We start from the raw sequence: 14,290 nt of genomic DNA, 5'->3' as shown, positions 1-14,290 counted from the left end.
ACACCACTAGGTTGTTTGGGGAGGCCAGGCGATTAGATCTGAACACTGTGCCTGAAGGTGTCTCTGTAGATGTGTTCGGGGCTTTGGCTATTGTTACTATAAATTTGATGCAGTGTGACACATACCATTGAAAATATAATATATTCAGACACTTATGACTTTAAAGCTCAGGCCATCGTCTTCATCGTAGACAAACCTTAACGTTCAGATTGTATGAACGGTAGTAAGTAGTTATCGAGCAAGTCGTCCTGAGGGGGCTCGTTCAGGTTCGAGGAGGGTGATCACAATGATGGGCTCATTTAAAGCTTTCTGGTATGGTTAGCCCATCAGATTTTTTCAGACAGGATGTCTGTGTAATGAGTGATAAAACCCAGTGGAAAACATGGTCATTGATTTCCCGCATGCGTCTTGGGTTAGTTCTGCTTTTCGTCCCCATATTAATTCTCGGGGCCATTTATTACTATCATATGACCGTCACTCTGCAACGTGATTTACAGCAACAGTTAGTATCCAAGAATGATCAACTTCATAATGTTTTGATTAAGCCATATCTTGATACCCTCACAACACAGTTTGAGCTTATCTATCGCAAGGTTGATTATAAAGACTTTATAAATAATAAGATCACGCATCAATCTGAATACTTACACGACTGGCGGCGTTATCAGGAAACTGCTGGGCTACAATACATCTATGTTGGCACAGAGCATCGACAATTGCTTGTTCATCCTGAATGGCAACCAGACTCAAATTTTAACCCACGCATAAGGCCATGGTATCAACTTGCCGTTAAAAATAAAGGCAAGATGGTTTGGACTGAACCATATTATGACTACATTTACGGAACGCTATCCCTCTCATTAGCTAAAACAATTGAAGACCCGACAGGGAAGTTAGTTGGTGTCTTTTCAATTGATACATTACTTCAACCTATATCAAAGTGGCTTAATTATAAGCAAGATGCTGGGTATCAGATGTTGGTGAATGGGGCTGGTAAGATGCTAGTTCATCCTGATAAAGAACTAATGTTTACTCCCATGAAAGATATGACCTGGCTTTCAAAGTTCACAAAAGAAAAAGGCGTATTCCATGATAAAGAATCTGGGATGTTTGTGGCATATAACAAAGTCGATGGTCAAGACTGGATCTTGGTTAGTGTTGTTCCAGAATCTACATTACAAGGTGTCATTGAGAGTGTGTCGCTTAATGTTCAAGGTGTCATCGCGCTAACATGCATCCTTTATTTGTTACTCGCATTGTCATGGTCTCGTTATTTTCAACGCATGCTCAATGAGCTATACAATGTTATAAGGTCAAGTCGTAACAATTCATTAAAATCACCTAAGAATAGAATGGTTGAGTTATCACATGTGTATGACGAAGTGGCAAAATCGACACATGAATTATCAGAAGCTCGCTTACAGGCTAATGTTGACCAACTGACAGGTTTATACAACCGTAGATTTTTTGACATAAAGCTTTCTCAGCTATTAAAAAAGCAAGAGCCATTTTATTTAGCACTGTTAGATTTAGATGACTTTAAAAAAGTGAACGATACGTTCGGACACCAAACTGGTGACTCTGTATTAAAAAGAGTAGCGAAACTTGGAAATTCAATTTTTTATGAGCATGGCTGGTTCTGTCGATATGGTGGAGAAGAATTAGCTGTATTGTTTGAAGTGGGCTCTGGGAACTTGGCGATATCTTTACTGGAGGCATTAAGGCATGGTGTTGAGCATCTGGACTGGCGTGAAGATGCTCTTCGAGTAACACTCAGTGGTGGGGTTGCTGTTAGTAAAAAAGATATTAGTGCAAAAGAGCTTATAAATGCAGCTGACATTCAGGTTTACAACGCTAAACGCGATGGTAAGAATCGAATTTACGAGTGCATATCAATAACCACTGTTCATGACACCAAGTAGCGTGAATCCCGTATGATTGATATATGTGCAAGAATTAAATTGAAGTTTTACTATTCAGTGCCTTAGGCACTAATTTAACCAGTTATTGTAAGGGTATCTCCTTCGATAGAATTCGTTGTTAGATTGTTATGACATTCAATTATGAGTGTTTGTTGATGAAATAATAGCCGTGGGTGTACAAAACTGGTTTATCTTCGCTGCGTAGCAGCGGAATAATGGTGAGCTGCTTAAATTTCATTGAAGCTCTCATAATTAGTAAATGGACAGTTTTCCGAATTTTTCAAGTGGGGTAAATGAAATAAATTTCAAAAAATGATGGGGTTGATTGTTTTTTAAGCATTCCGTGGGGATTCGCCTATCAGAACCCTCGATTTAGTTGCACACCCCATGCTGAATCCGTCCCACCAAATTCACAACAGCCTGAACCCCCATCGGTGTATTCAGCAATGTGGCTGGAGCCACGCCACCGAGGCCCCAGGCTGGTCTGTTTAGCCATGACAACGCCTTGGCAGTATCGTTCTTGTTGAGGGATAGTGCCGCATTGAGGGCCTGTACAACGCCGTATACCCTGGCACCCTGAGAGATTGATAGGGGAGCCCCAATCCTCAGCTTGCGAGCAACAGTGTGGCGGCTAATGCCTGCTAAGCGGCATATCAAACCTATGTCTGCACTCATCAATTCAGCCAGTCGATGAATGATGCCAGGAGCAACGCCAGCCACGATCCATAGATGTGCTCCTAGTGGGTCACGAGGAATACCAAGACCTTCTAGGAGACGGTTCGGAGTAACTGCGTCACTACTAGGATGATAGGTTGCATAGGGCATCATGTAGCACTCCTCATTGTACAAACACGACCTCTCATGAGCTATCCTACCCCAAACTGTCGTTTTGAGTGGAAAATTAACAACCAAATGCCCCTGCATTGAGGAGGGCTGATGACCGAGTTGGTCTGTACTGAACCAGGTTTAGGCATTGAGCTGGGGACTACTTTTCAGGTTCTATCGGAGAACGGCTCTGAATGGGAAATCCTGTTGGGGAATGAATACCGCAGGATCAACAAACGCAGCGGGCGCGTTACAGGTTGGAAAAAACCGCCAAAATTTGAGTGCAAAGGCATCCAAAAATAACATATCAAATAAGTGCTCAATGCTGGTTATGCCAGTAATAATGTTGACTAGCGGCTTCACCTTTCATAGAATCAAGGCACAGGGAGATTCGCTACCCTAAGTGCGAAGTTGAAACAAGGGAGAGTCGCTACCCTGAGTGCGAAGTTGAAAAAATGCTGAAACCCTGCCTCGTTGCGGGGTTTTTTGCTTTCTGGAGACATGGATGTGTAGTGGCCTAGTCATCCAAGACTTCCTCTTAAGTTAAGAGGGGCGAAGTGTCTGGATCCTCAAGGGGCAAATCTAAAATTTCTTATCATCGACTCATTCTGTGAGCCAATGATATTGTCCTATCGGCTCATTTCGTGAGCCGAACAAGATCCTTCATCGGCTCATCTGGTGAGGTGGTCTCAACGCTCACTACCACTTGGATTTAATTTTTAGCTACATATTTTCATAGCAGATTGGAGCTAGGCCAATAAGTAGATCCAAACGCAATTTAGCTCAGGATTTTTAAATGATGCTTTTTCGAATCATCTTGGTGCCAAAAACAGTGGAGCTGATGCTGGGATTGAGAGATAATTTTCCTGATATAAAAATGTGATACATGAGGATAAAAATGAACGATTTTTTGAAAATACTGATGAATATTCGTAGTCTGCGAGCTGCATTGCGCGAGCTCTCTTTCGAGCAGCTGGTCGAAATCAGAGAAAAATTCGAAGAGATTTTTGCTGAGCGTGAGCAGCAAGAGAGCAAATTGAGAGAAGAGTCCGCTGAACGCCTGCAAAAACTGGCTGAGTTTACCGAGCTGCTGAAACAAGCGGGCATAGATCCGAGTGAGCTTGTTGGTACTGCAACCACTGCAAAAGCAGAGGGTACAGTAAAGAGCAAGCGCGCTCCTCGTCCTGCAAAATACAAATACACCGAAGACGGTCAGGAGAAAACCTGGACTGGCCAAGGTCGCATGCCCAAGACCATCGCAGAAGCAGTGGCTAATGGTCGTGCATTGGAAGAGTTTTTGATCTAGTGCTGAGAGCCCATGCCAGCTCGGCGTGGGCCTTTAATTCTATCTGTAGTAGGAGCACCGTATGGGGAGGACATTGGAGGATATGATTTCATCCGAATCACCCGAGGTTGTCCAGAGAGCCAAGGCTCTGGCCGAAGAGCAACTGGTACGTCTCAGTGTGACCAAACTGCTTTCAAATCTCGGGCCTGGTGATGTTCCTACAATAGATCCCGATGTTCTCGATAGTTTGTTATCACTCAAAAGATTAGTTGAGAGCCATGACTGTCGGTTAAGTCTATTCGTTCATATGCCTGACGGCACACATCATGGCGTCAACATTTAACTAAATAGCGTCATTTGTACACCAATCGCAGCTTTCATCTACCAGATGAAATTAACGCCCCATGGCGATGCTTTTTCAAACTCCCTCGGTGTGCAAGCGGATCTGATAGCGTGTATTGCGTCCGCCACCAGGTAATTTCTCAATGCACCCCCTACCCACCAATTCGGCCAGATGGCGTGTAGCCGTCGCCTTGCTGACTCCGGCGACTTTTTGATATTGGCTGGCGTTGATGCCATTTTCAAAACCTTGTTGGCCGCCATCCAATAAACGGTTAATAACCTTGGTTTGCTCTGGACTCAGACCATCATGACAGTGCTGCAACCAGAAATGTTTTTTGGCAAGAGAACGCTCAATAACCTGTAATGCCAGCTCTATGGCGTAATCCAGTGTGTCGAGGAACCAACAGATCCAGGAGGTAATATCTAGCGAGCCCCTCTGCGCTGACTCAAGCGCTCGATAGTAGTCACCCCGCAGCTCTAGAATCGCAACTGACATGGCATACAGCCGGATGCTGTGGCTGTCAGCCTGTGACAGCGCGAGATCGGTCAATGCCCGCGTGAGCCGCCCATTACCATCATCAACGGGATGCAGGGTCACGAACCAGAGATGGCAAATCGCCGCACGAAGCAGTGGATCCATCGTGGGGTCATGCCGAGTCTGGTTAAACCAGGGGATGAACTCGGCCAGTTGATCGTCCAGAGTTGCTCTGGGCGGTGCCTCAAAATGCACGGTGGGGCGATCTACACGTCCAGAGACAACCAGCATCGGCGCATCTCCTCGCAACTGCCCTACATGCAGCCGCTTCACCGACCATTCGTTGACGGGGAACAACCAACGATGCCATTGGTAAAGCCGCTCAATCGTCAACGGCTGTCCATGATTGTCGATGGCATCCAGCATCATGGCCGCGAGCCCCTCTGAGCGCTCTGATACTGGATAGGACTGAGTTTGTGAGCCTCCTAACCGCCTATCCAGAGAGGAACGCACGGATTGTGCATTGAGGCGTTCGCCTTCGATAGCGGACGAGGCGATGATGTTAGCCAATAACGTGTCCAACGTTTGGTCGGGGTTCCCCAACCTGGAATGACGACCGATTAGAATTCCCTGCCTGCGTTGAACCTGCCGTAATCTGGGCAATATCTCGCTATCCCGCCAACGAAAATGGGGCCAGTCGGCTTGTTGCCAAATCCAAAATGGTTCCATTATTTCCTCATTAAATTTGTCACGATATCAAAATGGGGCTAGTGAAAAAATACCATAATATAATTCTATCTCCATAACTATCTGTTGCTAGTTTATATGCTTGGTTGTAAATCATCATGCCTTAAAGGTTTAATTAACGACCGCTAATAACGCAGCCCATAAAAATGGGGGGCAAAGCCCCCCATTTATTATTCTTCTAGATAGCTATTTTTGAGTGCTGTCTTTCAGACACTTTTCAACATAACTTGTCTTCGCTGCGCCACTGAGTTTCTTGTCCGCTGCGACCTGCTCACATTGGCCTGCTTTGTCAGCGACATTCAGGGTCTTGACGCACTTCTCGATATAGCTGGTCTTGGCTGCGCCGCTGAGCTTCTTGTTCGCAGCGGCCTGTTCGCATTGGCCTGCTTTGTCAGCGACATTCAGGGTCTTGACGCACTTCTCGATATAGCTGGTCTTGGCTGCGCCACTGAGCTTCTTATCCGCTGCGGCCTGCTCACATTGGCCTGCTTTATCAGCGACTTTCAGGGTCTTGACGCATGCTTTAATGTAGTCAGCTTTAACATCTCCAATGAGATTTTTTTCAGTCGCTTTAGCTTCACATTGCTGCTGGGGTTCAGTCTGTGCATAAGCCGTGTTTGCACAGATAGCTCCCATGAATAACACACCAAGTAGCATTCCAGTACGTTTCATATAACAAGCCCTTTTGTTAGTTCCATTATTGTCATTAAAGCCAAAAGCATAGTGAGATGAGGTGCTTACGCTTTGAGCTTTTAGACTATAGCCGCTTGATATACATGTTAACAATGGACTTTTGGCTCAGTGTGCCTATGTATGCAAGATCGTTGACTGCCACAACCGATGCGATAACTCCAAGTTCGCCGCCCTGGCGCATTATGTCAGAGGATACAATCATCGATTTGAGTGTTTTTTGAGCACGACAATCCATGACCATGCCCACCCAATCATTGAACACATATTAATCAGTTACATTGTTGATGGGTTGCACATGAAAGCCCATCAATGCATTATGCGAAACCGGTGAATATTGATTCACCTTGGCTTGTTCAGATATGGGAAGAATAATATGAAAAAATGTGGCATTGTTGCGATTGCGGGTGTGATGTCCTTACTCACCGCATGTACCCCGTTTAAGCGTCTTCAAAGTGAAGAGGAAATCCACAATTCAATTAGTGGCAGTTGGACAGTTTTACATGACGGCCATCAAAAAATTGAAAACCTAACGCCTCCTGCTGTCATTAACTTCGATCCAGTAAAAAACAAGATCTCTGGTTTCGATGGCTGCAACAAATTTAACGGTAGCTATGTAATGGAACAGAGCATTTTGAAAGGCAAGGTAATGTCTACCAAGATGGGCTGCTCTGACCCAGTAGCGAGTAACATTAGTAGCACTATGCAGTCACTTTTCGCTAATGGTGCAGAAGTTGTATCAGTAAACTTTATGGGGGCAAAAGTGATTATGCTCCGTAATAAAGAAATGAAGCAAGAGTTGCGCCTGGGGAATTCTGAGCAGTTATCGAAAGATAAAAAGTAATTTCATGTGCTCTTCCCACAGGAGTGGGAAGAGCACTTACAATAAAAATTGTGATATCTATTTATGGTAGTAAGTCTCGAATATCACACCCCAGTACCCTAGCCAGACGATAAGCCTTCTCCAGGGTGATATTGACCTGACCACGCTCAATCCGTCCTACATAGCTTCTATCAATCTCTGCCACATGCGCGAGTGCATCTTGCGATACGCCCAATTGAAGCCTTCTATCACGTACAGCATCACCAAACTTTTTTGCTAAATCTTGCATGTCTCGCCTCTCTCTGGCGAGCACTATCTCTGGTTGTCTGGCGAACGACCACGGACTATAATCCGCAATTGAATGAAAATTTTTACTTCAGATTCTCGTGAGAGAAAAAGGATAACTTATGGATACCCAGACTGTGTGGTTACCAACCGCGCTCTACACCGCACTCATTCGATTGCAGATGGATGACTTCACTACAACGGAGTGCTTGAACGCAGTCTTTGGTGAATCAGAGTACAATCAGGCCCATAAGAGGCGATATGGCCTCGTTTATCGTAATCTGATGAAGTTGGTTGACGCGGGTTTCCTGGAACGGAGAAATGTTGATGATGTCCGATCGTATCCAAGTTTCGTTAAAACCCCTCTATTTCATGATGTGAACTTTCAAGAGGAATTAATTGGCCCAGCGACTCAGGGAGAGCTGGAAGTTCAGGAGGCTCAGGAGTATAAAGAGGAATCGAACGATGCTCTCTTAGATGAGTTAAACGCGAAAGCGAGCCTCTACCGTATTGAAATTCAGGAGTGCCAGGCAGCAATTGCTGAATACAATATGCTGCAAACAAATTTTCCCGCGTTAGAAGTTACTATTGATAATGCACTTCGGAATACCAGTCAGAAATACCGAGACTTAAGGGGACGGCTGGCAGCTGTGGAGAAGGTGATGAGGGCTTTGGGGAGCACCGAGTTGGCCCGCTAATATCATCCATTCTATATATAAGCCGATCTTGACTACATGACCCTAGGTGTCTGTGATTTTAGGTCATGTAGTTTACCTCACCGCTGCTCGTTGATATACCTAGCGGTACACATAATAGTGTCAATATATGATATACAGAATACCATCCTCTCGCTACACCTCAGTTAAATAGCTTTCATCCATTTCGGGATGGGCTTTAAATCTCTCTATGGAAAAATAAAGACGATACTTATCCAATCAATTTATAGGATCATGCGAATTTTTGATAGTTGCATATTCCAACCTAGTTACATGCTGCAAAATCATGCTACGACTTACCAATGGCCTGTGCATAGGGATGATATCAACAGTCCGAAAAGTAGACACGACAATAGCCAGTCTACACTACTTCTTCGCAACCTTGATATTTGGCTAGCGAAGTTAAAGCATGATGGTTTTCTACGAGAACAGTTAAAATCTCCTGATGATGTTCAGCATATTTTTAATAATATTGAAAAGGATGATGCGCTTGATATTTTTAGCAAGGAAGTTTCTGACTTGGCAGCCTCTGTTTATCGAGGTATGTACCCATATGATAGAGAGAAAGACATAAACAAATTAGTCTACAAATCTATTTATATTTAAGTAAACAAATAATTTTCCGAAAAATATTACCGCCTTTAACCATGGCCCCAATGGGGCCAATGAGTAACATCGTAGGATCTTACTATTATTTCTCAGGTTGTCTGACCCAATAATGAGGACTATAATCCTCACCCTAATTTTGATTCCTACTAATTGTTGTCTTTCGAGACTGAGGGTTACCTATGGGCTCCCAAACTGTGTGGCTTCCAACCGTACTCTACACTGCACTAATTCGGTTACAGCTGAACGATTTCACTGCACAGGAGTGCGTAATCGCGGTATTTGGTGACAAGTTAAAGCGCCCATCAAAACATAAATACTATGGACTCATATACCGCCATCTGAACAAGTTGGTCGGTATGGGTCTTTTGAATAGGCGCAGTGTGGGCAATAAATGGTTTCGTCCAAATTACGTCAAAACACCGCTTTTTGATAAGGTAACTTTTCAGGAAGATCTACCAAGCTCAGAGGTTCCGGTAACTCCGGTCGAGCAAAAGGCTGTCGTGGAAGTGAGGAATGAAGGGCTACGGGAGCTGGAGGCCAGGGCGAGTTCATATCGATTTGAGCTCCAGGAATACCAAGCTACATTCGCCGAATACAACGAGCTACGAGCAGATTTCCCCGCGCTAGATGCAACCATTGATAGTGTGCTCAGGCACACCAGTCAGGAATTTCAGTCCTTACGAGGACGGTTGGCTGCCGTGGAGGAGGTGATGAGGGCGTTGGGGAGAAGCTAACGTATTGTTGAACCTTGCTTTCAACAAATCACTGACTCATTCAACTGAGAGCGTGTGCATAAAAATGGTGCTGACTATCAGAATCGAACTGATGACCTACTGATTACGGGTCAGTTGCTCTACCTACTGAGCTAAGTCAGCTAAAACATACCAAATAGTGACAATCAATATTCGGGTGTAAATAACCTACATTTTTGAAGGCTTGTTTATGTCAATCTTGTTTGTTGATTGTCAATCTACCCTCAAGATCTGTCAATAATCCAGTGAATTTCGGCGTGTCAATCAAACCAACAAAACAAATACAAAAAGCATTTAAAAAACAACGAATTAGAGTGTGTCAATGTTGAGGCATGCAACATATAAAGCCTAATTACGAATGCGCTGCTCTACCAACTGAGCTATACCGGCTTGTTGCTCTCCACATTCATAAAAAATGACCGGCAAGTCAATTGAGCCAACTCGATTTTATGAGTTGGCTCATGGTGTTAGAGCACGATTTACAGATCGACAAACTCGGGGATATGGGCCCGGCCGCGGCTTTCGAGGAAATCGAGCAGGGCGCGGGGGGAGCGCACCAGGATCAGCTCTGGCGGGAAGCCCGCTTCGGTTACCAGACGGTGGCAGTGGTCAAAATCGCCAAGAGTAAATGCCACGTGGGAATCGGAGCCGAAAGTGAGATAGGCCCCCAGATCTCGCGCGGCTTCGACTATGGCACGGCAGTTGCTTTCGCTCCCCGGACGGGAATGAATGAAGGAGGAGTTGTTGATCTCCAGCGCCACCCGATAGTCAGCTGCCGCCTTGACCACCGCCTGAATGTCGATGGGAAATGAAGGGTTGCCCGGGTGGCTGATCATGTCGACCCGGCCGCTCTTGATGGCGTTGATCATCGCCTGGGTGTGGGTTGCCTGATCGCAGGGAGGGAATACCTGCTCATGAAAACCCGCCATGATCATGTCGAGGCGCGACTCATAGCGCTCGGGAAAATCGATTTCCCCGTCGAGGTTTTTGATGTTGGCCTCGATACCCCGCAGGATCCCTACCCCATCCACCACTCTTGGCAATATCGGCAAGTTGGCAAAGTGCCAGACATGAGGGGCATCGGCCATCTCGGGGCCATGATCCGTGGTGGCGAACAGCTTGATCCCCTTGGCCCTGGCTATCGGCAGATAGTCGTGGATGGTGCTGTAGGCATGGGTGCTGGCAATGGTGTGAGTGTGGGTATCGACCGGGTACTTCATCTTCTCTCCCCTCATATTTTGAAAGGGCAGCATAACAAAGAGCGGCAGCTTGGGCCACGCCAGTGCTTGCCACACTTTGTCACAAAATACCGCGAAGCTGACATAGTCTGAAGGACCCTGGCTGGCATACTGCCTCCGTCGATACATGCCTGAACTCGCATCGACAGTTTGCCGTCAGGATGACGCGAACTCACTTTCCCCACCGTCGCGCCCTGCGGCGGTTTTTTTTGCCTGCCAACCGCAAACCGGTAACAGACGCGCAAAAAAAGGCCCAACTAGCATGGTGCAGGTTGGGCGAGACTTAATGTTTAATTGCAGTGGCATAGATATAGAGTCCTGCTTTTTGACTAAGTTCCGCCCACTTTGCTTTTTTCATCGAAAAACATTCCGCTAACACTCATTCACATTCTCTTGACACTTCACGTTATGAAACGTACTTTTTAAACATTCGTTTAAGTGAGGTGTCCTGTGAGTAAAATCGATACCAAAAACCGTATTCTCGACGCCGCTGAAGTGCTGTTTGCCGAGCGGGGATTCGCCGATACCTCTTTGCGTCTGATCACCAGTGAGGCCGACGTCAATCTGGCGTCGGTGAACTATCACTTCGGCTCCAAGAAGGAGCTGATCCAGGCGGTGCTCGACCGCTATCTGAGTCTGTTTATGCCTGATCTAGATGCCCGCCTGCGGGTGCTGATGGAGCAAGAGCAGCTGACCCTGCTGCAACTGTTTGAAAGCTTTGTCGAACCGCTGATGAAGCTCTCGGCGGTGCGGGCCAATGGCCCGGCCATCTTCATGCAGCTGCTGGGGCGCGGCTATATCGATAGCCAGGGTCACCTGCGCCGCTTTATCACCGCCCACTATGGCCCCATTTTGCAGCGGATCACCCAGGCCATCTCCAAAGCCAACCCGGCCCTGTCGCCAGCGGATCTCTTCTGGCGCCTGCACTTCACCCTGGGCACCGTCGTCTTCACCATGGCCTCTGCCGATGCGCTGCGCGACATCGCCCTGGCCGATTTTGGCCAGCAGCTCGATGTCGAGGGGCTGGTTCGCAACGTCATTCCTTATCTGGCGTCCGGAGTCGGGGCGCCAGTGGAGTCGACCAGGCTCTCCCTGGCCGTGTAACAACCAACAATAAATCAACGGAAACAGTGAAATAGAAGGAACTTCGGTATGATCACATTGCTTATCCTGCTGGTGCTGGCGATTGCCGTTGTGCTCGGCGTCCCCTCACTGCGCAAACAGTGGGTAACCCGTCCTGTGTTCGGCATCTTCAAGAAGATATTGCCGCCCTTGTCGGCCACCGAGCGGGAGGCCATGGAAGCCGGCTCCGTCTGGTGGGATGGCGAGTTGTTTCGCGGCAACCCCGACTGGAAAAAGCTGCACGGCTACGGCAAGGCCGAGCTGACCGCCGAGGAGCAGGCCTTTATCGACAATCAGGTCGAAACCCTGCTCGCCATGGTTGATGACTTCAAGATCGTCAACGAGACCAAAGACCTGCCGGAGCCGGTCTGGGACTATCTGAAGAAGGAAGGCTTCTTCTCCCTGATCATCCCGAAATCCTATGGCGGCCGCGAGTTCTCGGCGATTGCCAACTCCACTATCGTCACCCGCATCGCCACCAAGAGCCTGAGCGTGGCGGTCACCGTCATGGTGCCCAACTCCCTCGGCCCGGGCGAGCTGCTGATGCACTATGGCACCCAGGCCCAGAAAGATTTCTGGCTGCCGGGGCTGGCCAGTGGCAAAGAGGTGCCCTGCTTCGCCCTGACCGGTCCGGAAGCGGGCTCCGATGCCGGCGCCATTCCTGACAAGGGGATCGTCTGCAAGGGGATGCACAAGGGTGAAGAGGTGCTGGGTATTCGCCTCAACTGGAACAAGCGCTACATCACCTTGGCGCCACGAGCCACCGTGCTGGGGCTGGCGTTCAAACTCTATGACCCGGAAAAGCTGCTGGGTGACAAGGAAGAGCTCGGTATCACCTGCGCGCTTATCCCCACCAGCCACCCGGGTGTGCGCGTTGGCGATCGCCACTACCCCATGGGTCTGGCGTTCATGAACGGCCCGACCTTCGGCAAGGATGTGTTCATTCCGCTCGACTGGATCATCGGCGGCCCGGATTACGCCGGTCGCGGCTGGCGTATGCTGGTGGAGTGCCTCTCCGCCGGTCGCGGCATCTCGCTGCCTGCTCTGGGCACCGCTTGCGGTCACATGGCGAGCCGCACCGTGGGCGCCTACTCCTATGTGCGCAAGCAGTTCGGCATGTCCATCGGCAAGTTTGAAGGTGTTCAAGAGGCGCTGGCCCGTATCGGCGGCCTCACCTATCAGCTCGAAGGGGCCCGTCGCATGACCGCCGGTTCCCTGGACCTGGGTCAGGCGCCGGCCATCGTCACTGCGATTTCCAAGTACCACATGACCGAGATGGCGCGCCAGATCATGGATGACTCCATGGACATCCACGCCGGTCGTGCCATCCAGCTGGGCCCGAAAAACTACACCGGCTACGCCTACATGGGGATTCCGGTCGCCATCACGGTGGAAGGGGCCAACATCCTGACCCGCAACCTGATGATCTTCGGGCAAGGGGCCACCCGCTGCCACCCGTACGTCTTTGCCGAGCTGGAAGCGGCGGCTGATACCGACGTGGAGCGCGGTCTCGAGAAGTTTGACACCCTGCTGATGAAACACATCGCCTTTGGCGCCGGCAACTTCTTCGGTTCCCTGTTCCAGGGGTTGACTCTGGGTCAATTCAACAGCGCGCCGGTGGCCGGCGAAACCGCCCGTTACTACAAGCAGTTGTCTCGCATGAGTAAAGGGCTGGCACTGTGCGCCGACGTCTCCATGCTGATGCTGGGTGGCGATCTCAAGCGCAAGGAGATGATCTCCGCCCGTCTGGGTGACGTGCTGAGCCACCTCTATCTGGCCTCCGCCACCCTCAAGCACTACGAGGATCAGGGCCGTATGGTCTCCGATCTGCCGTTCGTGCAGTACGCGGTGGAGCGCAACCTCTACCTGATTGGCAAGGCGTTCGAGGGCTTTTTCCAGAACTTCCCGAACAAGGTGGTGGGTGCCGTACTCAAGCGCGTGGTATTCCCGTTCGGTGTCGGTTACAAGATGCCGGCAGACGATCGCTGCCACGCCATCTGTCTGGCCATGATGAAGCCGGGCGAATTCCGCGACCGTCTGACGGCGCTGTGCTACGTCGGCAAGGACGAGACGGATCCGGTCGGCCTGATGGAGCGCGCCTTCCAGGCCATGGTCGCTGTGCAGCCCTACGAGAAGAAGCTGGTGCAGGCCCAGAAAGAGGGCAAACTGCCCCGCAAACTGGCGCTGCCGGAGTTGGTTGCCGCCGCGCTGGCCGGTTCCATCCTGAGCAAGGACGAAGCGGACAAGCTGCTGGCCGCCGATGCCCTGCGCTACGAAGCGATCCAGGTAGACAACTTCGCCCCGGGCGAGCTGGAAGGCTTCTCCCAGCAAGCAAACAAGCAGCCAAACAAGGTCGAGCACGCCGCCTGATCCCCTGGCAAACCAGTACCAAACCGGCCCTTGTGGCCGGTTTTTTGTTTGTTAACCATGCATTTACAAGCCGGGAGAATTCCAGTTAA

13 protein-coding genes, 1 tRNA gene and 1 pseudogene are annotated in these 14,290 nt (G+C 48.9%); 8 read left to right on the top strand and 7 right to left on the bottom strand.

Annotated elements, in window-relative coordinates; genetic code table 11:
- Nucleotides 1-356: 356 nt before the first annotated feature.
- Nucleotides 357-1,922 carry a sensor domain-containing diguanylate cyclase gene (locus tag G5380_RS04375; protein WP_058055679.1) on the top strand — a complete coding sequence of 522 codons (1,566 nt, stop codon included), beginning with the start codon at nucleotides 357-359 and terminating at the stop codon, nucleotides 1,920-1,922.
- A gap of 372 nt (nucleotides 1,923-2,294) precedes the next feature.
- Here G5380_RS04375 and G5380_RS04370 read toward each other — a convergent pair whose 3' ends face one another.
- Nucleotides 2,295-2,747: an antitoxin Xre/MbcA/ParS toxin-binding domain-containing protein gene (locus tag G5380_RS04370; RefSeq protein ID WP_223849330.1), complete on the bottom strand. Its 453-nt coding sequence runs from the start codon at nucleotides 2,745-2,747 to the stop codon at nucleotides 2,295-2,297.
- A gap of 111 nt (nucleotides 2,748-2,858) precedes the next feature.
- Here G5380_RS04370 and G5380_RS04365 point away from each other — a divergent pair, with 111 nt between their 5' ends.
- Nucleotides 2,859-3,050 (top strand): hypothetical protein, encoded by a 192-nt coding sequence (locus tag G5380_RS04365; protein WP_421352424.1) that lies wholly within the window; start codon nucleotides 2,859-2,861, stop codon nucleotides 3,048-3,050.
- Between the two features lie 595 nt (nucleotides 3,051-3,645).
- Nucleotides 3,646-4,053, top strand: a complete 408-nt coding sequence (locus G5380_RS04360) for an H-NS family nucleoid-associated regulatory protein (protein ID WP_042024860.1) — start codon at nucleotides 3,646-3,648, stop codon at nucleotides 4,051-4,053.
- 397 nt (nucleotides 4,054-4,450) lie between these two features.
- Here the strand turns inward: G5380_RS04360 and G5380_RS04355 are convergent, their stop codons facing one another.
- The 3 genes and pseudogenes from G5380_RS04355 to G5380_RS04345 form a co-directional block, all read right to left on the bottom strand.
- Nucleotides 4,451-5,278 (bottom strand): Fic family protein, encoded by an 828-nt coding sequence (locus G5380_RS04355; protein WP_232354413.1) that lies wholly within the window; start codon nucleotides 5,276-5,278, stop codon nucleotides 4,451-4,453.
- A 66-nt stretch (nucleotides 5,279-5,344) separates the two neighbouring features.
- A pseudogene (locus G5380_RS04350) lies at nucleotides 5,345-5,578 on the bottom strand (DUF4172 domain-containing protein); the annotation flags it as partial.
- Between the two features lie 204 nt (nucleotides 5,579-5,782).
- Nucleotides 5,783-6,268, bottom strand: a complete 486-nt coding sequence (locus G5380_RS04345; protein ID WP_421352423.1) for a hypothetical protein — start codon at nucleotides 6,266-6,268, stop codon at nucleotides 5,783-5,785.
- A gap of 394 nt (nucleotides 6,269-6,662) precedes the next feature.
- Between G5380_RS04345 and G5380_RS04340 the strand changes: the two genes are divergently transcribed.
- A complete protein-coding gene (locus G5380_RS04340; protein WP_128815209.1) occupies nucleotides 6,663-7,130 on the top strand; it encodes an META domain-containing protein in 468 nt (155 codons plus the stop codon).
- 61 nt (nucleotides 7,131-7,191) lie between these two features.
- On the opposite strand, the gene G5380_RS04335 is transcribed toward G5380_RS04340, so the two are convergent.
- Nucleotides 7,192-7,398, bottom strand: coding sequence for a helix-turn-helix domain-containing protein (locus G5380_RS04335; protein WP_128815211.1), 207 nt, complete (start codon nucleotides 7,396-7,398; stop codon nucleotides 7,192-7,194).
- 118 nt (nucleotides 7,399-7,516) lie between these two features.
- Here G5380_RS04335 and G5380_RS04330 point away from each other — a divergent pair, with 118 nt between their 5' ends.
- Together G5380_RS04330 and G5380_RS04325 are read left to right on the top strand one after the other, a co-directional pair.
- Nucleotides 7,517-8,092, top strand: coding sequence for a hypothetical protein (locus G5380_RS04330; protein WP_421352422.1), 576 nt, complete (start codon nucleotides 7,517-7,519; stop codon nucleotides 8,090-8,092).
- Between the two features lie 806 nt (nucleotides 8,093-8,898).
- A complete protein-coding gene (locus G5380_RS04325; protein ID WP_127006660.1) occupies nucleotides 8,899-9,453 on the top strand; it encodes a hypothetical protein in 555 nt (184 codons plus the stop codon).
- A gap of 65 nt (nucleotides 9,454-9,518) precedes the next feature.
- On the opposite strand, the gene G5380_RS04320 is transcribed toward G5380_RS04325, so the two are convergent.
- Nucleotides 9,519-9,594, bottom strand: a tRNA-Thr gene (locus tag G5380_RS04320).
- 356 nt (nucleotides 9,595-9,950) lie between these two features.
- Nucleotides 9,951-10,691 (bottom strand): phosphatase, encoded by a 741-nt coding sequence (locus G5380_RS04315; protein ID WP_421352421.1) that lies wholly within the window; start codon nucleotides 10,689-10,691, stop codon nucleotides 9,951-9,953.
- Nucleotides 10,692-11,159: 468 nt separating this feature from the next.
- Here G5380_RS04315 and G5380_RS04310 point away from each other — a divergent pair, with 468 nt between their 5' ends.
- Nucleotides 11,160-11,813, top strand: coding sequence for a TetR/AcrR family transcriptional regulator (locus G5380_RS04310; RefSeq protein ID WP_005334507.1), 654 nt, complete (start codon nucleotides 11,160-11,162; stop codon nucleotides 11,811-11,813).
- A gap of 48 nt (nucleotides 11,814-11,861) precedes the next feature.
- Nucleotides 11,862-14,201: an acyl-CoA dehydrogenase gene (locus tag G5380_RS04305; RefSeq protein WP_421250575.1), complete on the top strand. Its 2,340-nt coding sequence runs from the start codon at nucleotides 11,862-11,864 to the stop codon at nucleotides 14,199-14,201.
- The last annotated feature ends 89 nt before the right edge of the window (nucleotides 14,202-14,290 follow it).

This window comes from Aeromonas sp. 604443 (assembly GCF_049170315.1).
In the GTDB taxonomy this organism is placed as follows: domain Bacteria; phylum Pseudomonadota; class Gammaproteobacteria; order Enterobacterales; family Aeromonadaceae; genus Aeromonas; species Aeromonas veronii_A.
Note: the sequence above shows the minus strand (reverse complement) of the source record. Positions and strands in the feature narration are given on the sequence as shown.

Coding starts and splice junctions, on each gene's coding strand:
- G5380_RS04315 (WP_421352421.1), bottom strand. CDS start 10,691: ATGAAGTACCCGGTCGATACCCACACTCACACCATTGCCAGCACCCAT.
- G5380_RS04335 (WP_128815211.1), bottom strand. CDS start 7,398: ATGCAAGATTTAGCAAAAAAGTTTGGTGATGCTGTACGTGATAGAAGG.
- G5380_RS04325 (WP_127006660.1), top strand. CDS start 8,899: ATGGGCTCCCAAACTGTGTGGCTTCCAACCGTACTCTACACTGCACTA.
- G5380_RS04375 (WP_058055679.1), top strand. CDS start 357: ATGAGTGATAAAACCCAGTGGAAAACATGGTCATTGATTTCCCGCATG.
- G5380_RS04365 (WP_421352424.1), top strand. CDS start 2,859: ATGACCGAGTTGGTCTGTACTGAACCAGGTTTAGGCATTGAGCTGGGG.
- G5380_RS04330 (WP_421352422.1), top strand. CDS start 7,517: ATGGATACCCAGACTGTGTGGTTACCAACCGCGCTCTACACCGCACTC.
- G5380_RS04370 (WP_223849330.1), bottom strand. CDS start 2,747: ATGCCCTATGCAACCTATCATCCTAGTAGTGACGCAGTTACTCCGAAC.
- G5380_RS04355 (WP_232354413.1), bottom strand. CDS start 5,278: ATGATGCTGGATGCCATCGACAATCATGGACAGCCGTTGACGATTGAG.
- G5380_RS04345 (WP_421352423.1), bottom strand. CDS start 6,268: ATGAAACGTACTGGAATGCTACTTGGTGTGTTATTCATGGGAGCTATC.
- G5380_RS04360 (WP_042024860.1), top strand. CDS start 3,646: ATGAACGATTTTTTGAAAATACTGATGAATATTCGTAGTCTGCGAGCT.
- G5380_RS04340 (WP_128815209.1), top strand. CDS start 6,663: ATGAAAAAATGTGGCATTGTTGCGATTGCGGGTGTGATGTCCTTACTC.
- G5380_RS04305 (WP_421250575.1), top strand. CDS start 11,862: ATGATCACATTGCTTATCCTGCTGGTGCTGGCGATTGCCGTTGTGCTC.